Source organism: Corallococcus interemptor, from assembly GCF_003668875.1.
GTDB lineage: Bacteria > Myxococcota > Myxococcia > Myxococcales > Myxococcaceae > Corallococcus > Corallococcus interemptor.
Genome location: NZ_RAWM01000016.1, coordinates 54,692 through 80,551, shown reverse-complemented (window position 1 = coordinate 80,551; position 25,860 = coordinate 54,692). Strand labels below are relative to the sequence as shown.

Below are 25,860 nucleotides of genomic sequence, written 5' to 3'. Positions count from 1 at the left end.
GCTACCCGTCCAGCCGTTTCCTCTTTGGAGCCGGGGGCGGTTCCTCGCTGTCGTTGGAAGGCGGCCCTTCGGGCTCCTCGGTTGGCTCTTCGACCGGACGCCCGTGCTTGGCGGCGAGTTCCTCGGCGGTGAGCTTTCCGTCGTCGAGTTCGAGCTTGTAGTGCTCGCGCGGCTCGTAGGCCTCGTGGATGTCGACGCGGTCCATCACGTCAATCAGCTCGCGGAGGAACATGCGCGGCGCCAGCGCCACCTTGCCTCCGAAGCCCGAAGTGACCTGCGTCACGAGCCCCAGGAGGAACGCGTCGCTGACGCGCTCGGCGAGGCGCGTTGGGTTCTTCGCGGGGTACAAGTTGCGGATGCGAGTGCCTACCGTGAGCAGGCGGTCGCCTGTAAACGGCGTGAGCCGCACCTGCGGGGCCTTCAAGTTGTCGAAGCGCGTGTCCTCAGAGAAGTTCACTTGCACGCGCTGGTACAGCGGCGCGAGCGCCTTCAATCCCTTGTAGCCCTCGAAGAAGTCGCGTGTGCCGGTGACCACCAGGTACAGCCCGGGCAGCTCTTCCTTCGCGAGCAGGTCCATGAGCTGCCGGAGCGCGTTGAGTGACTTCTCGCGCGTCTGCGCGTTCATGCGCTGCACGGTCTCGACCTCGTCGAGGACGACGACGAGGCCGGCGTAACCCGACTGCCGGAGCAACTGGAGCAGCCCGGCCAGGAACGTGAGCGACGCCTGGCCATCGACCTTGCCCTTCACGCCCGCCGCCGCAAGCACGGAGCGATCCGTGTGCGGCTGCCCTGCGAGCCATGCGAGCAGGCCCTGTGCGGTGGCGAAGTCGCCCTCGTGCGTCGCTCGGTGGTAAGCGCGGAGCACCTGCGCGAAAGCGGGGTTGCGCTTCGAGAGGTCGGCGAGCTTGTCCTCGAGCCGCTGCTCGGTCGCGTCGGCGAAGCCTGGGTCGTCCTCACGGATGCCACGCAGGCGCGTGACCTCGTCGCCGACCTGATAGAGCCACCCCTCAACGATGGCTTGGAACGCGTTGGGCCCGTCGGCTGCTGTCTCGAGCTTCTCGATGAGGCGCCGGTACACCGTCTCCAGGTGATGGAGCGGCGTGTCGTTGATCGAGATCTGCACCTCGGAAGAGGCGAACTTCCGCACGCGGGCCTTCGCGCACAGGTAGCGCGCGGCGAAGGTCTTGCCAGTGCCGTACTCGCCGCGAATCCATTTCGACAGGCCCTTGCCGCCAGCGACGAAGTCGAGGTCCTCGTTGACCGCCCCGACGAGCGCGTCGAGGCCGGTTGCGAAGTGTTCGAGCCCCACGTTCGGCACGAGACCGCTGCGGAGCGCGTTCACGATGGCTGCTGATTCAGGAAAGACGGCCATCAGCGGCCCTCCTTCGGCTGGTAGCGGTACATGGTCTCCCCACTCGGCAGGACTTCATCGCTGAAGAGAACGTGGCCCCCCTCGTGGAGGGTCCGGCGCAGCGATCGCATGAGTCCGTTGAGGCGGCCCGGGTTCTTCTTGAGACGCTCGGCCAGCTCGCTCGCCCGTGCAGAGCCGGTCTCGCGCAGGAGCACGAGAATGCTCTTCTCGTCGAGGCTGAGCTTCGCGAGCAGTTCCTTCGGGATGGGCAGCGAGTCCGCCTTGTCGGCCGGGTTGAACAGCGAGAGCTGCGCCTTCGGCTTCGCGGGGATTTCGTCCGATGGCAGCGGCGTCACGATCGGCGGCTGTACCGGCTTCACCTCGGTGGTGACCTCGGCGAGCGCACCGCGCCCGTACCACCACGCGGGCTCGTCGGCGTGAAGGCCATCGCGCTCAAGCCATGCAAGCGGGATGACCACCTCTTCAAGCCCGCAGCCACCGTGGAATCCGACCTGCGACCCGCCAAGATACGCGCCCGAGCGCCAGGCGAAGGCGCGCCGCTCGGGCGGACCGCCGAGCCCGGCGATGTCGATCTCGATGAAGCCCTCGGGCACCGGCTCGTGCTTGCCGAGCGCGGTGTACCTTGGCGTCTTGCCATTGCCGGAACGGCGCGACTTGTCAACGAAGGGGCTGTGGCCGTGGTCGGCCGTGAGCAGCACGCGCCGCTTCGCCTTGAGCGCCACGTGCAGGGCGGGCTTGAAGGCGGTGATGTCCTCCGGCGAGATCTTCACCGTCGCGCCCGTATTCGACGAACCGATCTGGTCGTCGACCGCGTTGAACACGACGCTGACCACCGAGAGCGACTCGTCGTCGAGCGCGGAAAGCAGCTCCTGGCCCCCGTCGGTCAGGTCCCCCTTGAGGAAGAGACGCCGCTTGCGGCTGTCGAGCGCGGCGTTCTGGTTGAAGCGCGCCTTGTCGGTCTTTGCCTCGTCCTGGTCCCGGAACACGGTCTCGGCGACGAGCGGGTCGTTCGGCAGTTCGCCGAGGAAGATGGCGCCGCGCGCGTGGCTCGTGATGGTCGGGAGCGGCGAGAGCGCTGGCAGGCCCGCGACCAGCCCGCTTGCGTCGGGCTTGATACCGATTGGGAATGAGCTGTCCTGCGCGAGCGCGTAGAGCAGTTCGAGGAAAACCGGGTAGCTGCAGCCGTCGAGCACGACGAGGAAGATGCGCGCGTCGGGCTCCTGCTGCCACACGGGCGCGACGGTGCGCCTCCAGAGCCGGTGCAGCGGCGTGAGCCCCTCGCGGTGGAGCGCGGCCTCGTAGCCGCCGGAGAGCGTCTCGGCGAAGTGGCGGTTCTCGCGGTCGCGCCGCTCACGGCACGCGGCGAGCAGCTTGTTGGCCTCGGCGTGGTAGTGGACGCTGCTCGCGAGCGCGCGGCGAAGCTGCATCATCGCCAGGTCGACGAACGCCCCCCCCCGCTGGTAGTCGCGCACCTGCACGAGCAGGTCGAGCTTGGGGCTGAAGGGCTGGTCGAGGTAGCGCGAGATACGCGCCATCGACTCAAGCACCGCGAGGTCGCCGCGATGCATACGCGCCGCGCGGTGGTTTGACAGCCACGTGATGTCGGCGGCGCTGATCGCCTTCCCGTTGGCCGCCTGCTGCGCGAGTTCGTGGCAGCGGTCAGAGAATGCAAGCGGAAGCACACGACTGGTCTGGAGCTGCGTGGGCGTGAGGCTCTCGCGCCCGACGCGGTCAGCGCCGCCGAGGAGGTCACCCGCCGCGTCACCCAGGAGTGCCAGCGTCTCCTCCGCGAGTCGCGCGACGGTGCGCCGGAGGATGCGCCGGTCCATCTCGAGCGGTGGCTCGGTGGCGGCCTTCCACAGTGGGCCCCACGCGGGCTTTGGCAGCTCGGCGGCTTCGACCGTGAGGACCGCGCCGTGGACAACGAGCTCACGCAGGCGATTCTCCGGCTCGGCGAGCGCCCATGAGAGAAAGCGCCCCTCGTCGCCGTGAAGCGAGGGCATCGCGTCTCGCACGAGCTGGCTGATGTTCGACGACCAGCGTGGCGGCTCCTGCACCCAGGCGGCCAGAAGCTGTGCGGGGCTGCGCGTCCGCACCTGCTCGCCCACGCTCACGTCGACGAGCAGCTCCGTAAGCAGCCGGCGGTCGACCACCGTTGGCAGCGTGCGGTGGCTCATCGCGAAGCCCAGTCGGTCGACGTTCTCGAGCGCGAGCTGTTGCATGTAGGGCGCGTCGGCGCCGACAACGCGCACGCCGAGGACGACCTCCAGCACGTCGTTCACCGAGAGAGCGTGGACGCGCTGGTTACGCGCGCGCCGCAGCAAGTCCGGGGCGTTCTGGATGCGCCTCGCCACGTCCTCGGGCATCACGGCGATGAGAGGTGCTCCTTTCGCCTTCCACAGCAGGTGCCGGAGACCGAGCTCGGTCGAGATCCGATGCACGCCGTAGGAGCCCTTCGGCGTCGCCATCTGGTCCGGCAGGTTCTCGAGGCCCTCGCCGTCGATCACGAGCAGGTAGCCCGTCTCGCTGGCACCGCCAGATTGCTCGAGGAGACGACGGAGAAGGAGCTGGGCAGCGCTCACTCAAGTTCCTCCGTGCGGACAAGGGCTACGCTTATCGGCTTCACCCCCTGCTCAGTCAGCGCCTTGCGCACCTCGATCAGGAAGTCTTCGATGGCGTCGGCGTCAGCCGGGTTCACGCGCTTCTTGAGCAGCACCGTGCGCGGCGTGACTTCAGGGCCACCGCCGGTGAACGAGGGCCTGGCACCACCACCGATGTTGGACGGCTGCGCGCCATCACCGATGGCCGGAGGCTGCGGTGCCCGAGGCTGCTCGATGAGCCGCTTGATCAGCTCCTGAGCCTTCTTGTTCCAGGTCGCGACCCAGTCTTTCGTGAGCGGCTGCTCGGCCTGCGCGGCCGCGAGGCGGCTGTCGAGCGCGCCCAGGTGTCCGCGCACCTCGCTGCCGATGATGGGATGGCTCACGCCCGCCTTGAGGTTCCCTCGCGCGTGCTCGTTCAACTCGGCGAGGGCGTCACGAAGCGTCTCGGCTTCATGCACGATGGTGCGAAGCGCGTCCGACGCATCATCGGGCCACGAGGCGAGCAACTCGCTCAGCACCTTGTGGCTGTCAGTCGTGGTCTGCGCGAGCGGACCCAGGCGCGAGTTCGCGGTTGACAGTTCTCTGAGCCGGTCACCGCCCTCCACGCCGAGATGCACGAGGCGCGTGTGTAGTGCCTGCAAGACGGTGCGCCTGGCCTGCCCCCTGGTGCGCAGCTCGGTCGTGAAGCGGTCCTGGCCCTGCAGCGAGCGATGCGCGGCGGGACGCGGGACCTCAAGGAGCTGACTGCCGAGATCACGCAGCCGGTGCCAGTCTGCGGCGCTCACGAGCTTGCCACGCTGGAGCCGGATGCGCGTTGTTTGCGACATGCCGATGCGGACGTCGGCGGGCTCGCCGCTGATGTCCTCGAGCGCGCGGTGGTCGCGTTGGCAGAGGAAGCAGAGGAAGAGATCGACGAGCAGCGGCTGGAACCCGTACGTCTCGCGCAGGTGATCGGCGATTGGCGCCCACGACACCGAGTCCTGGTCGGCGCGCTGGAGGACGTCCTTGATGTAACGGGAGTCGAGCCGTAGCGACGCCTTGGTCTGCCCGAGGTTCACCAGCTCGAGCGGCTGGCCGAGGTTCTTGAGGACCTTTCCGACGTTCTCGTCGTACGCGACCGAGACGCTGCCTTCGCCGGCATCAACCATCCAGCCGAGCAACGACTCAAGGTCCTGCTTCTTCGGCTCGGCGAGGAACGTCGGGTGCTGTGGGTAGCGGCGGTCCATGAGCAGCGCTGCGATGTGCTCGAGGTTTTCGGCAAGCGTCTCGCGCGGGCGGCTGGAGTCCACGTCCGAGATCAGGGCGAAGAACTCACCATGCCGGACGTACACCTCTTTGAGCAGGTCCTCGAGCTGGCCCTCGAGCGTCTTCTGCCGGATGCCCGCCTGGTCGAGCACCTTGCTCTTGTCCTGCGGCCCGAGCGTCTCGAGCAGGTCTTCCTGCCCGGCATCCGAGAGCAGGTAACGCACCGCCGCGAGTTCGGTCAGCACGCCGAGTTCGGTCGGGCTCATGTGACGCGGCAGCCAGCAGACCGTGTGCAGGAGGCCCTGCTTCTTGCGGACGTTGGTCGCGCGCAGACGGTCTTCATCGACCGTGTGCCCGGGCTCGTCCCACGGATAGTCGATGAGGATCTTGAACGCCCCGTCCGGCGGCGCGAAGTCGTCGTACGACATCTCGCGCACGTTCCCTAGCTTGATGCGGCCACGCCGCCGGGTGCGTCGCCACGGGAGATCCCAGTCGCCCTCGTTGGGTCCGCCGTCCTCGAAGCCCTTGGTCCCGGCGACGCCGAGCGCCTCGCGCAACGCGAGCCAGAACACCTTGAAACGCTGGGCGGGGTTGTCGACCTTGGAGCGCGCGCGCCCGAGGATCTCCCCGAGGCTGACGCGCCCGAGCACGTAGCGGACGAGCGCGGTCTTGCCTTGCCCGGCCACCTGGAGGTCGGGCACACGCTGCGAGAGCGCGAGCAGGTCCGTCTCGGCCACGCGCACCTGCCCCCGGAAGGTCTCGCCCTCGACGTCGACAGCGTTGAGCTGCACGAGCCGCTCGATGGTGAGCCCACCCTGCTTCAGGCGCGGCGACACCTCGGCGAGCAGTACCGTTTTCACAAGCTGGTCGAGCGCGCGGCGGCGCTCGTCGTTGAACTCGGCGCCGCCCTCTTCGGCCATCTTCGCCATCGCCGGCGCGAGCCGCGAGTAGTACTGGTGGTGGATGTCCTGCATCAGCTCCACCTTCTTGCTCGCCTCGACGCCCGACTCCGGGAAGATGGCGGAGAAGGCCGAGCCCACCGGCAGGAACTCCCCGAGCGGCAGTTTCGGATAGTGAACGACGAGCAACTCGTAGAGAAGGCGCAGCGCCGAGCGCTCGCGCTGCATGAGCGACGTGACGTCCACCAGCATCTCGATGAGCGCCGGGTGGAAGGGATAGACGTCACGCAGGTAGTCGAGGTCGCTGCCCGCCAGAAGCGCCGGCAGCACCTTGCTGTGCTTCTCCGACAGCGAGCTCACCGCGGCCTTCACCTCGTCAGGCTTCTTCGGCCGGAGCACGCGGCCGCGCACGATGTGGCGCAGCTCAACGTCCTGCAGCTTCGTGAGCTCGAAGCGCTTGGCGTGGTGGTCCAGGTGCTCGTGGATCTTCGACTCGTCGACGAGGTCCGGGAAGAACTCCTGCAGGTTTCGCTGGCGGGCGACGAAGACGAAGACGGGCGCCGGCCGCTGCCCCGTGTTGTGGTCGACGATGACGTTGAGGTTGTTTATCTCGGCGACGAACTCCTGACCGCTCTTCTCGGCGAGCCAGAGGAGGAACTCGTCGATCATCAGCACGATGCCCCCGAATCCCTGGGCCTTGGCGTGCTCGGCCATGCGCTTCAGGCCCTCGCTCCAGCGCGGGTCGATGCCGGCGTCGGAGGCGTCGCGGCCCTTGTACTTGAGCCACGCGCGCGCGAAGCGCTCCTTGGCCTGGATCGAGCCTGCGGCAAGCGCCTCGAAGTCGTCACGACCGCCGACGATGCCCTCGGTCTCGAGGCGCTTCCAGACGACCTCGCCGTACTCCTTCGCCTCGCGGCGGACCTCTTCGAAGATGGCGTCGACGTTGAGGAACTCGAAGGGCGCCTTGCCGCGCCGCTTGAGTGCCGCGTTGAGGCCCTCGTAGACGGCGCGGTCGAAGCCGGTGCTCTTGCCGCGCACCGAGAGCATGTGGATGCGCACGACGAGCAGGCCCGCCTTCGTGAGCCACGCCTCGTGGTCGCTAGCCTCACCGCCCTTGCTGGCCTTCGCGTCGCGATGGGCGTTGAGCAGCGGGCGGAATTTCTTCCACGCGGGCGGCGCTCCCTCGACGAGCAGCGAGAGCATCGTCATGAAGTGCGACTTGCCGCTGCCGAAGCTGCCGTGGATGAAGCGGCCGTACTCCTCGCCGCGGTCGAACACCTGCTTCATGTCGTCGAGAATGCGGGGCAGCTCCTTCTCGACGGCGGGCGTGACGACGTAGTCGCGCGCGAGTTGCTCGACCTCCTCGGAGTTGGGGTCCAGCTCGCGCAGTTTGACGACGAACCCCATCGCCCGGATGTCCTCTGGACGCGGAAGCTCGAAGGCATCGGTGATGGTGGTCATGACTTCGCTCCCGTGAGCCAGCCCTCGTCACCGAGCCGCTTCACCGCGAGGAGGATCTGCTCGTCCGTGAACATCCGCTTGCGCGGGTTCCACGCGTGGATGGCGTCGACGACGCCCCTGTCGTGCACCCCTTCATGCGCCATCACCCAGTGGACCGTGGCGAGCAGCTCCATTCCGAACGACGTCTCGAAGCCTTCGACGAGCTTCGAGACGCGATCGAAGCGCGCGAGCGTCGCGGGGTGGTCCTTGAGGAACGATCGCGCATCGTCGTCGGCGCCCGGCACGAGTTCGAGCGGCTTCTCTGGCGTGTCACCGCCGTCGCCGTATCCCGAGATCATGTAGCCCTCGATGGCCGAGAGGACGTGCCTCAGGTTCTCGGCATACGGACCGTACAGCGCCTTCACGTACTTGAGGCGCAGCGGCTCACCCGCTTCCTGCGCGAAGTACATCAGCTTGTGGACCTCGAGCAGCGAGATGGCCGGGTCCATCAGGGCCGCGAGGTACTTCTCGAACAGGCCGACGAGCACTGCGCGCCCGGGCGTCATCTTCGGAACTTCGCGCGTCGTGGCCATCTTGTCGGAGGGGCCTTCGTCGTTCGGCTCGAACACGAGCGCGCGAACGTCCGGCAGCGCCGCGAAGGCCCGCTCGATGAGCGGACGCACGTCCTTCCAATCCAGGCCTCCGAGCCCGCAGCCGAGCGGCGGAATGGCGATCGACTGGATGCCGCGCCGCTTCACTTCCCCGACGAGGTCGACGAGGCCGGACTCGATGTCCTCGATCCGGCTCTTGCCGCGCCAATGACGCTTCGTCGGGAAGTTTACGATGAAGCGCGGATGGGTGAGCTGGCCGGTCTCGAAGATGAACATCTTGCCGGGCACCACCTCCTTGCGCCTGCAGGCCGACTCGTAGGCCTTGAAGTTCTCGGGGTACGCCCGCTTGAACTGCGCGGCGATGCCGCGCCCCATGTAGCCGACGCAGTTCACGGTGTTGACGATGGCGTCGGTGTCCGCCCGTAGAATGTTGCCCTTGGTGAAATCCATCGTCGTCCCTCAGAAGTACCAGCTCGGCTGGATCGAGATCTGCGGCGTGTGAGCCGCATTCGCGATGGCTGCTTGCGCCTTGATGGAGATGGCCTGCGAGGCCACGCCGATGCGCTGCACCAGGCCCCACGGGAAGTCGTTGTGCAAGAGGAACTCGGCCTGCTTGCCTTCTTTCACCGGCAGACCGCTGGGTGTGTACGATCCGTTGGAGAAGTTCGGGGAGGCGACTGCATGCCAGTCGATGTCGCCGAGCTTCGTGAGGCTATCGCGGAACTGCGCGTAGCCCGCGCCGGCATTCGAGAGGCTGAATGCCCAGCGACGCTGCTGTTGGTTGGCCCAGGCGACGACACCGCCGAGGTCTGCTTCGAGATGCACAATCGGCCCCTGGCCGCCGCGATAGACCAACTCCGGGTTGTTCGCGCAGTGGATCACGAACAACATGATCGACCGCGGGCAGAAGTAGAACGGCACGCAGTCACCGACATTGAGCCCGGGGTGGCAGCTCACCGGCAGCGAGAGTCGCCGCTGCTTGATGGTGCCCATACCGATGGCTGTCTTGGGGCCACCCCGGGCAATCATCGCCGCGTCGCTGATAAGGCCGCCGTTGACGACGATGGCCGGGAGGTTGTCGACGTGCGTGATGTGATAGATTCGCGGCGCCGCAGGAGGCGGGCTCATTCGTCCTCCTCGCTCTCGTCTACCTTACGCGCTACAGCAGCCTTCCTCCCCTTGGCGGCGCGAGCCGTGGGCGGCGGGAAGCGCTTCTTCCACTCCTCAAGGAGCTCGCGGCTCGGCCCCTCGGGGCCCACGAGCGCTTGCAGTTCGGCCTTGAGCCTCGTGGCGGTAGCGGCGTCCTCGCGCGCCACGTCGGGCAAGAGGCGCCACGCGCTGTCGAGCAGGCCGATGCGGTCGGCCAGCGGCGCCGAGGCGTCCTCGAGCTCTTCGTCGATGGCGAGGATGGCTTTCACGCGCTGCTGTGCGGTCCAACCCGCCCAGCCGTAGAGCGTCTCGACGCCGGAGCGGCCGGGGACCTCGGTGAAGGAAATGAAGCGCTCCTTCGGGACGTCGAGCTTGCCGCGCAGGCGCCAGTAGTCGGACCTGAGGAAGTCGCCAGAGCCGTAGGAGGGCGGGACTTCGGGTGTGACCTTCTCGCCCGCGTCCTCGAGGCGCTGGTCGGCCCAGGTGCGCTCCCAGACCTCGCGCTTCACAAGGCCTGCGGGCTTGTAGACGTGGAAGCGATGGCTCGGGACAGCGTCGCCCTGGAGCGCGCTGGCGATGAGTTGCGAGAGGCTGAAGTCCTTGCGGCCGGTCATCACCTCGCACACCGCGAGCACGCGCGCGTCGTCTTGGAGATTCGCGACAAGTTGCTCGAGCGAGAACGCCGACGCGCGCGCCTTGGCGGATTGCTCGACGCGATCCGCGAGCCACTCGCTCAGTGCGACGCGCTCCTGCTCGGCGTAGTCGGGCTTGTACCAGCGGCGCTTGAAGTTGGCGGTCTCGATGAGGGCGAGCGCGGGCGTCGTGGCGGTGCGCGCGCGGCGGGCTTCGACGCGGTTCTTGAGGGCGGGCGAGGCTTCGTCAGGCAGCGCGATCAGCGCTTCCCAGCGATGCCGCTCCCACCACACCGACGGTTGCTCGTCGGGCTCTTGGCCATTCGCGAGTGCCTCGCGGTTCGCGGCGTCCTTCTCCGCGAAGGTGAGGTTCCAGGGGAGCCACGTTGGCGGGCACGGCTCGACGTTTTCCGGCGAAATGACGTCGCTCGCCTCGTCGAGGCTGTAGAGCGAGTAGCACAGCCAATCGAGTTCCTCTTGAAGCGCGATCATGCGTGAGAGGTCTGCGAAGTCTGCGGCGTGGCGTTCGTCGATGGCACGGCGGAGCTGGGCGGGGGATTGCCAAACAGCGCCGTCAATCACGCTGCGAACGTTTCGCTCGGACCTTTGGCGCGCAAGGGCGTCGAGCTTCGCGGCGTACGGGATGGTCTTATTCCGCGCCTCGACAACCGGGAACAGCTTCATCTTCGTCGAGTCGTGCTGGAAGAACTGCTCCCAGAGCGTGACGGTCAAGCCGCCGCCCTCGCCGCGAATGCCTTTGTTCTGAAATACCTGCTTCATCCAGAAGCTGGCGGTCGACGAGTTCAACAGGCCGATTAGTGCAATGAGCTCGTCCTCGCTCGTGCCGACCGGGAGCTTGATGACCGGTGCGGTCTGGTTGAAGACCTTGCCGCCTCGATCGAGTGCGAAGTGGTTGTGAGTGCTGACCTCGGCGAACGGGATCGACAATGGCGTGCGGAGCTTATCAGGGTAGTAGTCGCGGAACTCGAACCACTTCCGGCCTCGATCCTCTTGCTTCACACCGAACGCGGCTCGTGCTCGAAGTCGGCTCTTGTGTCGCGTGAGCCAGTCGTTTGCGGGATCAGGCAGCGATTGAAGGACCGGGCCACCAACGCTTTCGTAGGGAAAGATGACCGAGGGCAGCGGTCCCAAGTTCCAGTCTCGAACCGAATCGCCCATGCCGAGGGGAATCACGTAGGGACGAATGGGAGGAGGCACACGGCCGTCGAACACGTACACATCGTCTTCGCCGCAAATCGCCGTCGGTCCAACGTGCGCAGCAATTGCTCCTAGACGTTCCTTCGCAGTGCCTTCTAGTTTCGTCTTCAACTCGGCGGCGCCACCACCGCCGAGGCTCCAAGGATGCTTAGCCAACGTCTCTCGCAGCAACTCAGAGACACTCACGTACTCGTTCTCGAAGCCAGCTTGGCTCCAGCCTTCAGCGATGCTCGTCCAGACCCTGCCTTTCGATGGGTCCTGCGGCCTCCCGCTTTCTCCGCGTTTCCCCATGACGGCGCGCACACCGGTGGCCTCAGGCTTTCGCATGCGCCCGAAAAGCAAAATGGTCGGCGTGCCGTGGAAAGGGATGTATGCCTGCGAGGTGTCGGCGACGAGCGTCAGGTCAAGGCCAGCGAGCACCTTCTCGATGAGCGCCTTGCCAAACTCGCGCTTCATGAAATTGTTGCTTGTGATCAGACCAACGAAGCCGTCCTTCTCGGCGAGTTGGAAGCAGCGTTCGGTGAAGGGCGCACCGAGCGAGTACTTGCCGGTCGCCGACACGTAGCGTCGGTTCTTGCCGACAAGTTCGCGGTGGTATTCCTTCCGCGCCTCGTCGCGCTCGAGGATGTATGGCGGGTTCGCCACTACCGCGTGGAACTTCCTCTCGAACACCTTCTTCAGCGCAGCGCGCACGTCCGACCGCGTGAGCGTGGCGCGCGGGCGCTCCTCGACCTTTTCGAAGAGCGAGAACTGAAGCGAGGGCTTCTGCTCCTCCTTCTCGACCTGCTCAAGCCCATCGGCCCAGTAGACATGTGGATGGAAGCGCGCAGCGTCAGCGAGCTTCGTCACGCCCGCCAGTTCGGCGGCGGTCATGATGAGGCGCGTGCGGGCAAGCGCGCAGGCGTAGTCGTTCAGGTCGATGCCGACAACGCGGTCAAGGGCGTGCGCGACGACCTTCTCCTTCGACCAGTGCTTGTGTTTCTCAGCGGTCGCAGCGACGAGGCGCTTCAAGCCGTCGATCAGGAAGTGGCCTGAGCCGCATGCGGGATCAAGCAGCCGCACTTCGTCGGCGCCAAAGGTCTCAATGGCCGGCGTCAGCGTGCGGTCGAGGATGAAGGCGCGCACGAAGTCGGGTGTCTGGCAGAGCGCAAAGCGGTCCTTCACGACCGGATCGAGCTCCTGGTACAGGTCGCCCATCAGCTCGCCCTCGAAGCGCTCCTCGGCGAAGCTCCACACCGCGCCCGTGTCGGCGTCTCGGTGGCGCCAGAATCCGATCAGCGATCGCGAAAGCTCGTCCGACGGTAGCGCCACCTCGGCGGGCTGGGGGCTGAACAGCTCGGGCACGCCCCCGCGCGAGTTGGCGAGGTCCTTGTAGACCCAGCGCAGGAAGGCTGTCTCGCCGAGGTTCGGCGCGAGCTTCTCAAAGAGCTGCTGTGCCTCAGGATCTAGCAGTCGTCCTGGCTCGAGGAGCCCCCGGTCTTCGAGCACGCGCACGTAGACGCTCTTGAGCACCCAAAGCACTGCCGCGCGGCGCGAGAGGAGGTCCGTCCAGACATCGAAGTCCTCGGCGACGCGCTCGTCTTTGTGGAGCTGCTCGGCGGCCGCACGCGCAGCGCCGGTCGCGCGCATCTTCGCGCGCAGGTCGGCGGCGATCTTCGCGACGTGGTCGCGGAGAGCGGTGGTCAATCGGGCTCGGTCGTTCGCTTTCATCGATGATGGCTCAGCCCGGAAGGGGGTGCAGAAGAGGCAGCGTCGCGCCTTCAAGGTGCCACATGGTGGGGCCCTCGTTGAAGCGCGGCTGGCGGTTGTGGATGACGCCCGGGACCACGAGGATCCAGAAGCCCCGGCTGCCGGAGAGCGTCTCGTCGTAGAGGCGGCGCGGAAGGTCGAGCGCCTCGCACAGGCCGAAGAGCGGGGTGTCGCCGAGGACGATCACCCTGCCCGGCTGTCCGTGCTCTTCGAGCAGGTTGAACAGCGTCTGCTCGGCCGCCTCGGTGAGCGCCTCACGCTGGGCGACGAAGCGCTCGGCACGCTCGAGTGACTTGATGTCGGCGGCATGCTCATCGAAGAAGGCGTCATCGAATGAGACCCACTTGCCCCCGAGTGCGGCGGCGACGGAGCGCCCGATCTCGGCGTGGCCCTCGGGCGGTGTCACCAGCATGCGGAAGCCGCGCGACCCGGCAGCCTCCTTCAGCATGTCGCGCACCACCAGTTCGGGGCTGCGCTCGGCGCCAAAGCTGTTCGGCAGCTCGTCGGCAGCAAGCGGCTGCGCGGCCACGATGGAGCCCGCTCGGCCCGGCAGTACCAGGGCGCCCTGAACGCGGCAGTCGAGGTCGCGCAGGATGGCGAGCAGGTGGTCGGGATCGGGGTACGGCGTATGCGGGCCGAAGATGCGCCGCACGCGCACGGCGAGATCTTCGAGCTGAAGCGGCTCGCGGGTTTGGTCGAGCACGAAGCCGATGCTGTGCTTCGGGTCGACCGGGCCGATGAAGAGGTGTCCCGTCTCGGCGATCTCGACGTCCTCGCAGATGCGCACGCCGAGGGCGAGCGGATCGCCGTCGAAGTGAGGTAGCAGCCCCGCGAGCGTGCGCCGCGCGGTGTCGGGCTCGACGGGCGGCCACTGACTGGCGAGGCGCACCACCTCGGCGGCGAACGCCTTGACCGTCTCGCGGTCGAAGATGGGGCGAGCGACCAGCGGCTGCTCGGCGCCGTCGACCTCGAAGATGTGCGCGCGACCGGGCGTGACGCGCACGATCACGCGCACGATGCCTTCGCCCGTCACGACGCCGGCGGGCCACTCGCTCTCGAAGCGCTGGCCGATTTCGTCAAGCCGCACGAGGCCACCAAAGCCATCAACCACCGCGTCGAAGGCGCTCGTGAGGTCAGCGAGCGCCGAGAGGTCCATGCGCTCGAGCCCCTTCGAGACGTCGTGGCTGACCTTCGACTGATTGGTCCCGAGGTCTTCAGCGATCTGCTCCTGTGTCTCGGGCTCGCCGGTGATTCCGATGACGCGCTCGACGGCGATGCGCTGCTCGGGGGTGAGCGGCCTTGTCGTGAGATCCCAGACGCGATCGAGCGTGTGGGCACCGTCGTCGCCCCCCGTCGCCCTGCCTTCAGTGTACGCACGGAACTGGTACAGGGCCTCGACGACTTCGGCGAGCCTCTTGCGGCCAATGCCCGGGAGCGTAAGCAGCGCGCTGCGCGTGACCGTTGCCACGGCGCCGACAGTGGGGAGCCCGCCCGCGGCAAGCGCCGAGCGCAGCGTCTCTCCGAGCGGGAGCTTCTGCACGGGCTCGGGGGAGGAGCAGAGGTCGGGCAAGAGCGGAGGCTCGAGCGTGCCCACCGCCTCGGTGCCTTCGAGCCCGCGACCACGCAGCGTCTCCTGGAAGGCGATGATGTCGTTCGCGGTCTTGGTGCCGATGGCATGAATGGCGCGCACCTGTGCGGCAGGCAGCGCGAGGAGCTGGCCCACCGTGTGGACCTGGCAGCGGGCAAGCGCGTTGATAGCGCGCGTCGAGAGCCCGGAGGTGCGCAGCGGCGTGGTCGCGTCGATCTGCCTGGGCGGCGGGACGGAGGACGATGTGCTCGTGTCCTCGCCGAGCGCGACAAGCAGCGCCTCTCGCATGGCGCGCGCCGACGGGAAGCGCTTCTCGGGCGTCGGATCGAGTGCCTTGCGGAAGAACGCGGCGAGGCCCGTGGGCTGGATGTCGTCGTCAGCGACGATCGGAACCTGCCCCGGCTCGGGCACGCGGCCCTCGAAGGCGTGTCGGCCGGCATAGAGTTCGAACAGGCACAGCGCGGCGGCGAACCGGTCGGTGGCATGCGTCCAGCGTGCGCTCGCCGGGTCGCGGTAGAGGGCGGTGCCGCCGTAGGGCGCGTCCTCGGGCATGGCCGCGAGGCTGAAGTCGATGAGGGTGAGCCGCCCGTCGGAGACGAGCAGGTTGTCGGGCTTGAGGTCCTTGTGCGTGACCGACTTCTGCTCGAGGTAGTCGAGGCCCGCGATGAGGTCCTCGGCGAGGCGGCGCTGCGTGGTGGGCTCGGGGGCTGGGTGCTGCCCGAGCCACTGGCGCAGGTTCATGCCGCTCACCCGCTCCATGACGAGCGTCAGGCGGCCCTCGACCATCTTGGAAAGGTCGATGACCCGCACGATGTTCGGGTGATCGAGCCCGGTGAGCACGGTGTACTCGCCGCGCAGGGCCTCTTCCGCGGCGTCCTCCGAGCGCGCGATCTTCAGGGCGCGGGTGCGCCCGCTGACCAGGTGGCGCGCGGCGTAGACGACGGCCATGCCTCCCTGGCCGAGGCGCGTGACGATCTCGTAGTCGGAGCCGATCCGCTGGCTCGCCTGGAGGTTGTCGGCATCGAGCGGCGCGCGCCCGATGTTCGGGACGAGCGCCTGAACGCGGGGCGACGGGGCGCGCCCGACGCGCACGGCCGCGATGGCCTCGGCGAGCGTGGCGTAGCGGTCGGTGGCGCGCAGCTCGACCATCTTGGCGACGGCCTCGTCGAGGCTGAGGGGCAGGCGCTGCGAGATGTCGCGCACGCGGCGCATGAGCCGGCGCTGCGCCATGAGCTGGCGGGTGTTCTCGAAGAGCGGCTTGCCGGTGAGGACGAGCGCCAGCATCGCACCAAGGCTGAACTGGTCGGACGCGGGCTCTGCACTGGAGAACGCGGTCACCACCTCGGGCGCCGCGTACACGAGCCGGTCGTCGTGGATGGTGGTAAGGGAGATGGTGGCGTCGCTCGTCATCTGCTTCGCGAGATCGAAACCTGTGACGCGCACCTCTGTCGGCTCCTGCTTGTCCTCGACGAGGACGACGTCGGGCCGAAGCAGGCGATGGACCACGCCCTGACGGTGCACCTCGTCAAGGGTCTGGGCGATGCGGATCCAGAGGTCCGTGCGGACGCGGAGCTCAGCCTTCTCTTTGCCGCGCGCGTCGGGCCCGTAGCGCTCGACCCAGGTGGTGAGCGTGATGCCCTTGAAGTGCTCGAGCGGCAGTACGATGCCCGCCTCGTCGGAGAAGGGCGGATCGGCGGTGAGTACACCCTCGCTGCGACCGAGGCGACCGAGGACCTGCGCTTCCCACCGCGCGCGCTCGGCGATGCGGTCGCGCTGCGTCTGCGTGGCGAGGGGTGGGACGCTGTAGATGCGCAGCACGCGCTCTGCCCCCGACAGCGTGTTCTTCCCGAGCAGCTCCGTGAAGGTGTCGTGATGATCGAAGGTCTCGACGACCTCGTACTCGCGAACGCGGCGCACCGGGCGTGGCCCGCTCTGCGCGCCCGTGAACAGTTCGAGCAGTTCGCGCTCGGCGTTTGACGAGGGCATGAGTGCGCGCCCGCCACTCATGCGCTTGACGAGCTCGGGATCCTGGAGCGCGGCGAGGATGGTCTTGCGCGTGTGGACGCGGTCGTTGCTCGCCGGGCCGCGCACGGCGACGTCAGTCGTGGCCGACAGGAACACGAGGCCTTCGGTCCACACCTGGCCAGCCTGGTAGTTCGTGTTCTTCAGGTGCGACTTGAGGACCTGGGACGTAATGCGATTCAGCTTGAGGGGGCTTCTGATCTTCTCGGGCAGCCACCAGTCGTTGTCGGTGCCCTCGATACGGCCTCGGTACGACTTGATCTCGACGACGAAGACTGCGTGCGGCGCGACGACGACGGCGTCGAGCTCATAGACGACGCCGCTGCGCTCCACGAGCCACGCGTTGCCGTAGACGGTGAAGCTCTCTGTCAACCCATCGACGAGGAAGCGGAGCGCCTGCCGTTCGGCATCGTGCGCGGGCTCACCGATCTGGATGAACTTGGCCGCCATCTTTCACACCCACAGGACCTTCGCGGTCGGGAACCAGATGGCGAGCTGGTCCTCGACGCGGAAGAGTCCGCCCTTGTCGGGGTGGAGTCCGACGACGAAGTCGAAGGAGCGTTGACGGAGCGGGTGCTCCGGGTTCTTGAGGTCGGCCGCGTCGGCGCGCGTAGCGAAGTCGGAGTGCGGTGCGCCGAGTTCGAGCGCGACGACGCCCGCGAGCGTCAGCTCCTGCCAGGACCCGCATGCGACGGAGAAGTTGTCCTGCAGAGTGATGTCCTTCTGGCTGCTCACGAGGTGGTGCGCAAGCTGGCCGCCGGTGCCCGGCAGCTCGAGGACCTTCTGATGAGGCTTCATGACGTGCAGGTCCGAGCGCGCCATGCGCGTCGGCAGGCCGAGCAGGCGCGCCTGCTCGAGGATGTAGTCAGCACCGGCCGTGTTCAGTGGCAGGGACGCGATGGCCTTGAGCCAGTCGTCGGTGACCGTTTCCGGCAGGCGCTCGGGGCGCAGCGCGCCACCGACGGCCTCGGGATCGAAGGGCACGCGATGGAGGACGGCGGCGTCCTCGAAGAGCAGCGAGACGAGGTCGACGCTCGACAGGCGCCCTCGGAAGCGGGACCAGGTGGCGAGCTTCGGCTCGGTGAGCCGTGGCCGACGGCGGCCCTCGGCTTCGTCGCGCGCGAGGGCGTGGAGCAGCGATGCAGCCCAGACACCGGTGGGCCGCTGAGCGTCGCTCAGCGAGGACACATCAAGGGACGGCATTAGCGATCTCCCCGCGTCGGGTCCCCGTGAACAGGGTTACGACCTCATGAACCGTTGGTCTCTCGTCGCTCACGCGTCACTCATTTGTTCAGAGTTCAGGGCAGCCGTAAGCGCAGGGAGCAAGCCCCTTCAAGGGTACGGTGGCTACTGGAGCGCCAGCAAGACATGCGAAGCATCGGAGCTTGCACACTCCGAAGCGCGGACCGTCAGCAGCAGCCGGGCATGCCAGCATCGACATAGCGATGGCTGCGACCGCCTGACGCTGAATGTGAAGAACGATGCGGTGCCCGCCCCCGACATGCGCTTGAAGGCCACAGCCCGGAAACGACAAAAGCCCCCGAGTCTTTCGACTCGGAGGCTCTTGTTCGGAGTGCCCAGGGCGGGATTCGAACCCGCACACCTTTCGGCGCCACCCCCTCAAGATGGTGTGTCTACCAGTTCCACCACCTGGGCGTTTCGGCGGGGTCCATGTACCGGACCCCGTGGATTCACGCAACAACCATTTCAACGGTCGCGTGAATCCGATGCTTCCTGACGGCTACTGCGCGGGCGCCGGAGCCGGCGTCGTCGGCGCGGGAGCCTGCTGGCCCTCCGCCGGCGGCGTCGCGGAGCGCTCCTGCTCCACCGCGCCCGGGGTCGCCGGAGGCGGCGTCGTGGCGCCCGGGGTCGCCGGGGCCGTCTTCGCCGGCGGCGTGGCCACGGAACCGCCCGCGGCCACCGAACCGCGCAGGCCCACGAAGGACAGGCCCAGCGAGGTCAGGAAGAACAAGCCGGCGCAGACGCCCGTCAGCTTGCTCAAGAAGGTCACCGCGCCGCGCCCACCGAAGGCGCTCGTCGCGGCGCCGCCACCGAGGGCGGAACCCATGCCGGCGTCCTTCCCCGGCTGCAGCAAGATGACGAAGATCATGAACACGCAGAGCAGGACGTGCACGATCGTGAAGAAGGTCAGCATGGGTGTTCCAAACGCTCCGTGAAAAGAGGGCGCAACCTACACAAAGTGCTCAAGGGGTGACAACTTCTAACGGGAGCAGCCGCTTCAGCCGGCCGCCTTGACGATGGCCACGAAGTCCGCCGCCTTGAGGCTCGCTCCCCCCACGAGCGCCCCGTCCACGTCCGGCTGCCCCAGCAATTCCGCCGCGTTGTCCGGCTTCACGCTGCCGCCGTACTGGATGCGGACCCGGTCGGCCGTCCCCACGTCGTACATCCGGGTAAGCAGGCCCCGGATGGCCGCGTGGACCTCCTGCGCCTGCGCCGTGGTCGCCGTCCGGCCCGTCCCAATGGCCCACACCGGCTCGTACGCCAGCACGAACGTGGCCACGTCCGCCCCGGAGAAGCCCTCCAGCGCACCGCGCACCTGGCGCTCCACCACCGTGAGCGTCTGGTTGGACTCGCGCTCGGCCAGCGTCTCACCCACGCAGACGATGGGCGTCATCCCGGCGGCCTTCACCGCCTTGGCGCGCTTGTTCACCGTGGCGTCTGTCTCGCCGAAGAACTGCCGGCGCTCCGAGTGCCCCACGATGACGTAGGCGCACCCCAGCTCCGCCAGCATCGGCGCGCTGACTTCGCCCGTGAAGGCGCCCGAGGACTCCCAGTGGCAGTTCTGCGCCGCCAGCTGGAGGGGGGCGCCCTCCAGCGCGATGTGCAGCGGCTGCAGGGCCACGAACGGGGGCGCGATGGCCACCTCGACCTTGTCGCCCAAGGCCGCCACCGCGCCGCGAAGCTCCCGCACCAGCGCGAGCGCTTCCGGCACCGTCTTGTTCATCTTCCAGTTGCCAGCGACGATCTTCCGACGAGCCATCGTGGTGTCTCCCCCGGTGCGTACCGCGTGGGTGCCCTACTTCGTCTCCAGCGCCTTGATGCCGGGCAGCTCCCGGCCCTCCAGGAACTCCAGCGACGCGCCACCGCCCGTGGACACGTGGCTCATCTTGTCCGCGTAGCCCATCTGCTCCACCGCCGCCGCGCTGTCGCCGCCGCCAATCACCGTGGTGGCGTCCTTGTTGATGGACATCGCCGCGGCCACCGAGCGCGTGCCTTCCGCGAACTTCGCCACCTCGAACAGGCCCATGGGCCCGTTCCACACCACCGTCTTCGCGTCGCGGATGCGCTGCGTGAACATCGCGCGCGTCTTCGGGCCGATGTCCAGGCCCATCATGTCCGCGGGGACGACCTGATCCGGCGTCTCCTTCACCGGCCCCTTGCCCTCCAGGTCCGCGCACACGATGTGGTCGATGGGGAGCACCAGCGGCGTCTTCAGGCGCTTGGCCGTGTCCAGCAGCTTCGCCGCCAGCGCCAGCTTGTCGCCCTCCTCCACCCGGCTCTTGCCCACTTCGATGCCCTGGGCCTTGAGGAACGTGTACGCCATGGCGCCGCCCACGAGCAGCGCGTCCACCTTGGGCAGCAGGCTCTCGATGACCTTGATCTTGTCGCTCACCTTGGAGCCGCCCAGGATGGCCACGAAGGGCTTCTGCGGGTTGCGCAGGACCTTGTCGCCCAGGTACTCGATCTCCTTGCGCATCAGGAAGCCGGCGGCCTTCTCCTTCACGAAGGGCACCATGCCGGCCGTGGACGCGTGCGCGCGGTGCGCCGTGCCGAACGCGTCGTTGACGTAGACGTCCGCCAGCGCCGCCAGCTCGCGCGAGAAGGCCTCGTCGTTCGCCTCCTCCTCCTTGTGGAAGCGCAGGTTCTCCAAGAGGAGGACCTGGCCCGCCTTCAAGTCATTCACCTGCTTCTTCACGTTGTCACCCACGCAGTCGTCCGCGTGGATGACCTCGTGCTTGCCGCCGAGGAGCTCCGCGAGCTTCTCCGCGACGAGCACCGTGGACAGCTTGGGGTCCGGCCCCTTGGGCCGACCGAGGTGGGACGCCAGGATGACCTTGCCGCCCATCTCCAGCGCGCGCCGGATGGTGGGCAGCGCCTCACGGATGCGGGTGTCGTCGGTGACGCGGCGCCCCTCCAGCGGGACGTTGAAGTCCACGCGGATGAAGACGCGCTTGCCGGTCAACTGCAGGTCATCGATGTAGCGGATCATCTTGGGTGTCCCTTGTGCCTGTCTCGGTCAGCCTGGGGTGCCAGTGAAGCGCGGCTTTACGCCACGCCCTTGGACACGAGGAACTTCGCCGTGTCGACCATGCGGTTGGAGAAGCCCCACTCGTTGTCGTACCAGGCCATGACCTTGAGCAGGTTGTCGCCCATCACGTAGCAGTTGGTGGCGTCGAAGATGGCCGAGTGCGGGTTGCCGTTGTAGTCCACGGACACCGTCTGCGCGTCGCTGAACTCGAGCACGCCCTTGAGCGCGCCGTTGGCGGCGGCCTTCATCGCGGCGATGACCTCTTCGGCGGTGACCTTCTTGGAGGTGTTCACCGTCAGGTCCACCAGGGACACGTTCGGGGTGGGGACGCGGACGGACAGGCCGTGCATCTTGCCCTTGAGCGCCGGGAGCACCTCACCGATGGCCTTCGCGGCGCCGGTGCTGGTGGGGATCATGGACAGCGCGGCGGCGCGGGCGCGGCGCATGTCGTCGTGCGTGAGGTCCAGGATGCGCTGGTCGTTGGTGTAGCTGTGCACCGTCGTCATCAGGCCCTTCTCGATGCCGAAGTTGTCCACCAGCACCTTGGCGATGGGCGCCAGGCAGTTGGTGGTGCACGAGGCGTTGGACACGATGTGGTGCTTGGCCGGGTCGTACTCGTGGTGGTTGATGCCGTACGCGATGGTCATGTCCGGGCCCTTGGCCGGCGCGGAGATGATGACCTTCTTGGCGCCGGCGGCCAGGTGCTTGGCGGCGGCGTCACGGGCCGTGAAGCGGCCGGTGCACTCCATCACCACGTCCACGTTCATGTTCTTCCAGGGCAGCGCGGAGGGGTCCTTCTCCGCGGTGACGGCGATCTCCTTGCCGTTGACGACGATGCCCTTGTCCGTGTGGCTCACCTCGCCCGGCCACGTGCGGTGAACGGAGTCGTACTTGAACAGGTGGGCCAGCGCCGCCGGCTTGTCGAGGTCGTTGATGGCGACGATCTCGAGGTCTTCCTTGCGGCTGAGCGCGGCGCGCAGGATGCAGCGACCGATACGACCGAAGCCGTTGATGGCGAGCTTGATGGCCATGGTGTGTCTCGTCTCCTTGAAGGAGTGGGCCTTCGCGGCCCACCGTCATGAATCTCGTAAAGAAGGCGGGCGACCGTAGGCAGGCGCCCCCGCCGAGTCAACGCTTCGCGTGGGCCGCTTTCGCGCGCGCACGTCGGAGCTGAACAATCACCCCGGCCAACAGCCAGAGCCCGGAGGCCGTTCCCGCGCCGGCCCCGCATCCGCAGCCGCTGTCCCCCTTGGGGGAATAGTCATTCGGGAGCGCCGGGACGACCGTCGGTTCCGGTGGCGGAGGAGGCGGCGGAGGCGGAGGCGGGGCCGGATGCGGATCCACCTCGCGCACCGCCACGCAGGACGACAGCGGCCGGGGGCTGACCGCGGGCGTCACGTCCGCTGCGGGCAGCGCTGGCGCCTGGGCGACAATTCCCGAGCGCACCAGGAACGCGCCCACCAGCCGCGAACGCTCACGATTGGACGCAAGGCCCTCGAACGGGAAGCCCAGCACCAGCACCTGGCCTGCGGGCGCCGTGCCCGAGGAGAGCACGCCCGCGCCCAGCGACGTGCCGGTGTAGCGCAGCACGTCCGCGCCGCCGCCCGTGGGTGCCAGCACGTCCGTCACCCCCACCGGGTAGGCGCCGGGCGTCGTCCCATCCGCCAGCGCCGTGGCCGGCAGGTCCGAAAGGAGCCCACCCGCCGAGCCCTCCACCCTGGCCGCCGGCGCCCCCGCCGCGATGGACGCGCGGAGGATGTCCGCGAGGAACAGCTTGTCGTCCGCCGTCCCTGCCGCGAGCGTGGACACCGTGCGTCCACCCGACAGCATCAGGTGCCCGCCCCCGGTGACGAACGCGCGCAGGGCGTCCTGCTCCGTGCGCGTCAGGCCCGCGCCCCTCACGCCTCCGCGCCCGGTGGACCAGTCCACCAGCCGGTAGCCCGTGGGCGACACCAGACCGGCCGCCACCGCGTTGCCCGTCGCGCTGTCGAACGCCACCGCGGACTGCGCGAATGCCGCGCCGTGCTGGCGCAGGTAGCTGCCGTCGTTCGTCGCCTCCAGGTAGACGCGCAGCGGGGCCTCCAGGTCGTATGGCGTCTCCAACTCCTCGCCGCACGCGACCGAGGCGTCCAGCCGCTCGTACGCGTTGACCAGCAGCACCGGCGCCGCGTCCCCTACCCGCACGCCCACCGTGGCGGACGGGAAGGACTCGCCGCCCGCGTTCACCGCCGCCACGCGGAAGTAGCGCAGCGTGCCGGGTGACAGCGTGACGGTGGCCGTCGTGCCCTGGACGTCCGAGCCCTCGTCCCAGCCGAAGCCGTCCGCGCTCTGGTAGAGCCGGTAGCCCGTGGGCGCGTCGCGGCCCTCCTCCGACGCGACCTGCGGCGGCGCCGTCCACTTCACCTCCACCGCGCCCGGCGTCGCGTTGCGCGCCACCACCGCACCCGGCGTCTCCGGCGGCAGGTTCACCGCCTGACCGTCACGGGTCGCGAAGTACTTGATCAACCCCTGCACGATGGCGCGCGCGGCCACGTGGCGGAAGCGGGCCTCCTTGAGGGCCCCCGCGTCCGTCGTGTTGTCGTGGTACGCCATCTCCAGGAGCACGCTGGGCATCTCCGGGTTGTGCGTGGGGCTCACCTCGCCCAGGTTCGCCGAGCGCAGGCTGCGCACCCGCCAGTTCGGATCCACCTCGCGCTTGAGGTCCACGTCAATCTGCGACAACAGCGCGCGCCCCAGCACGTCGCTGTCCTTCACGCCGGTGAAGTTGAGCGTGCCGTCCACCGGGTTCGGTCCGTAGACGTAGGCCTCTGTCCCCCGGATGGTGCCGGACGTGCCCGCGTTGGTGTGCCACGCGACGTAGACGGCGTCCTCGCCCTCTTCGTGCAGCCACGCGGCGAAGCGCGGCCGGGAGTTCACGTCCGCGTTGCGCTCGTTGGAAAGGGCATTCGCTCCCGTGGGCGCGTAGACGCTGAACGGCGCGCCGCTGTACTGCACGTGGTAGCGCCCGCTCTCCTCGAAGCGCGGACGCAACAGCGGCCCCTGCGCCGCGTCGCCCATGAGGCCCCGGCCACCGCCCAGCCGCACCGCGTCCACGGACAGCGTCGCGCCCGCGCCCTGCGCCGAGTCGTTCTCCAGCACCACCGCGCCCGACTCCGGGTGCGCTCCGGCCTTGAAGTAGAAGCGCCCCAGGAGCACCCACGTCCCACCGTGGCGCTGCTGATTCACCCGGAAGTGGCTCTCGCCTCCCGCGTGCTTCACCACGTAGTGCGCGTCCGTCGCGCGCGTGGCGCCGGAGCCGTAGGAGACGTAGACGTTGTAGGCCGCGTCCGCCGGCACGTCCGGCGTCCACGTCGCCCGAGCATTGGAGGACGCCGCCGTGTCCAGCGTGCGCGTGGTGCCCAGGGTGAAGGGCTCCACGTTGTTGGCCATGGGCACGGGCGGCGGGGCCCAGCCCTTCTGCGTGGAGGCGTGGAAGCGGCTGGAGTCCCCTGCTTCCGCGTAGCCCGTGCCGCCGTTGTCCACCGTGGCGATGAGCGGGTTCAGGTCCGACTCGCGCACGGTCACCACCGTGGCGCCCGCGGCCATCAGCAGGGGCTGCAGCTCCTGCGATACCACCTCCGCGGAGATGAAGTCCTCCACCACGCCCCAGGTGTTGGGCCGCTGCGTCGCCCAGCGCTTCAACGGCTCGCTGCGATAGAAGCCGTGGCCCGGGCTCAGGTAGATGACCTTGCCGGACAGCGCTCCCTCGCCCCGCCGCGTCTGCGGCACGCCCGCCGTCTTCACGTTGGACTTCACGGGGCGCGCCTCGCGGCGCACCACGGCGGGCGCATCCGGCGACAGGCGGCGCTGCTCATGGGCGCGGGGCGCCGGAGCTGGCAGGTATTGAACACCCGGTGGCTCCAGCCCCAGGCCGTCGCCTTCGAAGGCTTCAGGGGTGCCCTGCGCATGAGCGAGGACGGAGGTGCACAGCAGGGTCAGCGCCAGCGTGCGCGACCAGGACGGGGGGAACGTTCGCATCACGCGGCCGACCTTACCCCTTCACTCCCCCGCTTCAATCGGACCGGTGGGTGCTAGCCTGCCCACCCCTTCACCTTCCGATGACCGTTCCTGCACCTTCCCGTCCCCAGTTTCCCTCCCGCCGCAGCAACGGGCTGTTCGCCTCGTTCGGACATGCGTGGGCAGGGCTCATCCACACCGTGGCCTGGCAGCGCAACATGCGCATCCACCTCATCTCCGGCGTGCTGGTGGGGCTGGTGGGCAGCGGCATCCCGCTGGGGCTCGCGGAGAAGGTGACGCTCATCTTCTGCGTGCTGCTCATCTTCTTCGCGGAGATTCTGAACAGCGCGCTGGAGCAGCTGGTGGATCTGGCCGTGCAGCAGTTCGACGAGAAGGCCCGCCTCACCAAGGACGCGGCGGCCGCGGGCGTGCTCGTGCTCGCGGGCGGCACGGTCGTCATCTTCGCCGCCATCCTGATCAACTACTGGGAGACGGTGCGCACCAGCACGGACGCCATCTTCCGGCAGGTCGCGCTGGGGCTGCCGCTGGCCGGGTGCGCCACGGTGCTGGTGCTGCCCCAGCCCCGGCCCGCGGCCGTGGACATGCTCGCGTTCCTGCTGGCCCTGGGGCTGCTCGCGCTGACGGCGCCCACGTCCGCGAGCCTCGTCTTCACCGCGCTCACCGCCGCGCTGCTCGTCATCGCCGCCGCGGCGGCCCGCGAGCGCAGGCGCCATCCGCGGGACTGAACGACGAACCGAGGGGTGCTGCCGCCACCTCGCGGGTGGGGCGCCCGGAACCAGTCCGGAGCCCGCTCACCCGCGGAGGGTTGATGCGCTGGAGTCTAAGGCGCTACGCCCGCTGCTGAAAGCCTGCCCCGGAGTCCGGGGCCGGCGTCGACTGGGCGGCGGCGACGGCCTTGTCGCCTTCCCTCAGGTCGGTCGTCACCAGCTCCAGGAGCTCCGTGGCGATGCCAATGACCTGGTGCGGCGTGTAACCGCTTGCGCGCAGCTGGTTGAAGAACGTGCGCGCGAGGATGCGGGTGCCCTTTTGGTCGGTGCTCACGGGAATT

15 protein-coding genes and 1 tRNA gene are annotated in these 25,860 nt (G+C 68.3%); 1 reads left to right on the top strand and 15 read right to left on the bottom strand.

All coding sequences use genetic code 11. The features are described from left to right. Nucleotide 1: 1 nt before the first annotated feature. From brxD to D7X96_RS08715, 14 genes are all read right to left on the bottom strand, one after another. Complete coding sequence (brxD, locus tag D7X96_RS08780; RefSeq protein WP_121769471.1) at nucleotides 2–1,372, bottom strand: BREX system ATP-binding protein BrxD; 1,371 nt, start codon at nucleotides 1,370–1,372, stop codon at nucleotides 2–4. Next, the gene (gene pglZ / locus D7X96_RS08775; RefSeq protein ID WP_147468263.1) at nucleotides 1,372–3,954 is read right to left on the bottom strand and encodes a BREX-2 system phosphatase PglZ; all 2,583 of its coding nucleotides are present in this window, start codon (nucleotides 3,952–3,954) and stop codon (nucleotides 1,372–1,374) included. Before pglZ ends, brxD begins: the two co-directional genes overlap by 1 nt. Then, nucleotides 3,951–7,577: a DUF6079 family protein gene (locus D7X96_RS08770; protein WP_121769469.1), complete on the bottom strand. Its 3,627-nt coding sequence runs from the start codon at nucleotides 7,575–7,577 to the stop codon at nucleotides 3,951–3,953. The genes pglZ and D7X96_RS08770 overlap by 4 nt, the downstream gene beginning before the upstream one ends. Next, nucleotides 7,574–8,617 (bottom strand): type II toxin-antitoxin system antitoxin DNA ADP-ribosyl glycohydrolase DarG, encoded by a 1,044-nt coding sequence (gene darG / locus D7X96_RS08765; protein WP_121769468.1) that lies wholly within the window; start codon nucleotides 8,615–8,617, stop codon nucleotides 7,574–7,576. Before darG ends, D7X96_RS08770 begins: the two co-directional genes overlap by 4 nt. 9 nt (nucleotides 8,618–8,626) lie before the next feature. Then, nucleotides 8,627–9,295, bottom strand: a complete 669-nt coding sequence (darT, locus tag D7X96_RS08760; RefSeq protein ID WP_121769467.1) for a type II toxin-antitoxin system toxin DNA ADP-ribosyl transferase DarT — start codon at nucleotides 9,293–9,295, stop codon at nucleotides 8,627–8,629. Then, nucleotides 9,292–12,876 (bottom strand): BREX-2 system adenine-specific DNA-methyltransferase PglX, encoded by a 3,585-nt coding sequence (gene pglX / locus D7X96_RS08755; protein ID WP_121769466.1) that lies wholly within the window; start codon nucleotides 12,874–12,876, stop codon nucleotides 9,292–9,294. The genes darT and pglX overlap by 4 nt, the downstream gene beginning before the upstream one ends. A gap of 10 nt (nucleotides 12,877–12,886) precedes the next feature. After that, the gene (locus D7X96_RS08750; RefSeq protein ID WP_121769465.1) at nucleotides 12,887–16,975 is read right to left on the bottom strand and encodes a protein kinase domain-containing protein; all 4,089 of its coding nucleotides are present in this window, start codon (nucleotides 16,973–16,975) and stop codon (nucleotides 12,887–12,889) included. Between the two features lie 3 nt (nucleotides 16,976–16,978). Next, nucleotides 16,979–17,728 (bottom strand): hypothetical protein, encoded by a 750-nt coding sequence (locus D7X96_RS08745; protein WP_121769464.1) that lies wholly within the window; start codon nucleotides 17,726–17,728, stop codon nucleotides 16,979–16,981. Between the two features lie 371 nt (nucleotides 17,729–18,099). Beyond that, nucleotides 18,100–18,181: transfer RNA gene (locus D7X96_RS08740), tRNA-Leu, on the bottom strand. Between the two features lie 85 nt (nucleotides 18,182–18,266). After that, nucleotides 18,267–18,680 carry a preprotein translocase subunit SecG gene (gene secG / locus D7X96_RS08735; protein ID WP_014398035.1) on the bottom strand — a complete coding sequence of 138 codons (414 nt, stop codon included), beginning with the start codon at nucleotides 18,678–18,680 and terminating at the stop codon, nucleotides 18,267–18,269. An 84-nt stretch (nucleotides 18,681–18,764) separates the two neighbouring features. After that, on the bottom strand, nucleotides 18,765–19,526 hold the full coding sequence (gene tpiA / locus D7X96_RS08730; protein WP_121769463.1) for a triose-phosphate isomerase: 762 nt from the start codon (nucleotides 19,524–19,526) through the stop codon (nucleotides 18,765–18,767). 36 nt (nucleotides 19,527–19,562) lie between these two features. Next, on the bottom strand, nucleotides 19,563–20,756 hold the full coding sequence (locus D7X96_RS08725; protein ID WP_121723998.1) for a phosphoglycerate kinase: 1,194 nt from the start codon (nucleotides 20,754–20,756) through the stop codon (nucleotides 19,563–19,565). A 56-nt stretch (nucleotides 20,757–20,812) separates the two neighbouring features. Further along, nucleotides 20,813–21,826 carry a type I glyceraldehyde-3-phosphate dehydrogenase gene (gap, locus tag D7X96_RS08720; RefSeq protein ID WP_121723997.1) on the bottom strand — a complete coding sequence of 338 codons (1,014 nt, stop codon included), beginning with the start codon at nucleotides 21,824–21,826 and terminating at the stop codon, nucleotides 20,813–20,815. Between the two features lie 97 nt (nucleotides 21,827–21,923). Then, a complete protein-coding gene (locus D7X96_RS08715) occupies nucleotides 21,924–24,812 on the bottom strand; it encodes a golvesin C-terminal-like domain-containing protein (protein ID WP_121769462.1) in 2,889 nt (962 codons plus the stop codon). 80 nt (nucleotides 24,813–24,892) lie between these two features. Here D7X96_RS08715 and D7X96_RS08710 point away from each other — a divergent pair, with 80 nt between their 5' ends. Further along, nucleotides 24,893–25,537: a diacylglycerol kinase gene (locus D7X96_RS08710; RefSeq protein ID WP_120547799.1), complete on the top strand. Its 645-nt coding sequence runs from the start codon at nucleotides 24,893–24,895 to the stop codon at nucleotides 25,535–25,537. Between the two features lie 103 nt (nucleotides 25,538–25,640). Here the strand turns inward: D7X96_RS08710 and D7X96_RS08705 are convergent, their stop codons facing one another. Next, nucleotides 25,641–25,853 carry a hypothetical protein gene (locus tag D7X96_RS08705; protein ID WP_233609634.1) on the bottom strand — a complete coding sequence of 71 codons (213 nt, stop codon included), beginning with the start codon at nucleotides 25,851–25,853 and terminating at the stop codon, nucleotides 25,641–25,643. Nucleotides 25,854–25,860 lie beyond the last annotated feature (7 nt).

Coding starts and splice junctions, on each gene's coding strand:
- pglX (WP_121769466.1), bottom strand. CDS start 12,876: ATGAAAGCGAACGACCGAGCCCGATTGACCACCGCTCTCCGCGACCAC.
- secG (WP_014398035.1), bottom strand. CDS start 18,680: ATGCTGACCTTCTTCACGATCGTGCACGTCCTGCTCTGCGTGTTCATG.
- D7X96_RS08750 (WP_121769465.1), bottom strand. CDS start 16,975: ATGGCGGCCAAGTTCATCCAGATCGGTGAGCCCGCGCACGATGCCGAA.
- brxD (WP_121769471.1), bottom strand. CDS start 1,372: ATGGCCGTCTTTCCTGAATCAGCAGCCATCGTGAACGCGCTCCGCAGC.
- D7X96_RS08710 (WP_120547799.1), top strand. CDS start 24,893: ATGACCGTTCCTGCACCTTCCCGTCCCCAGTTTCCCTCCCGCCGCAGC.
- tpiA (WP_121769463.1), bottom strand. CDS start 19,526: ATGGCTCGTCGGAAGATCGTCGCTGGCAACTGGAAGATGAACAAGACG.
- darT (WP_121769467.1), bottom strand. CDS start 9,295: ATGAGCCCGCCTCCTGCGGCGCCGCGAATCTATCACATCACGCACGTC.
- gap (WP_121723997.1), bottom strand. CDS start 21,826: ATGGCCATCAAGCTCGCCATCAACGGCTTCGGTCGTATCGGTCGCTGC.
- darG (WP_121769468.1), bottom strand. CDS start 8,617: ATGGATTTCACCAAGGGCAACATTCTACGGGCGGACACCGACGCCATC.
- D7X96_RS08770 (WP_121769469.1), bottom strand. CDS start 7,577: ATGACCACCATCACCGATGCCTTCGAGCTTCCGCGTCCAGAGGACATC.
- D7X96_RS08725 (WP_121723998.1), bottom strand. CDS start 20,756: ATGATCCGCTACATCGATGACCTGCAGTTGACCGGCAAGCGCGTCTTC.
- D7X96_RS08745 (WP_121769464.1), bottom strand. CDS start 17,728: ATGCCGTCCCTTGATGTGTCCTCGCTGAGCGACGCTCAGCGGCCCACC.
- D7X96_RS08715 (WP_121769462.1), bottom strand. CDS start 24,812: ATGCGAACGTTCCCCCCGTCCTGGTCGCGCACGCTGGCGCTGACCCTG.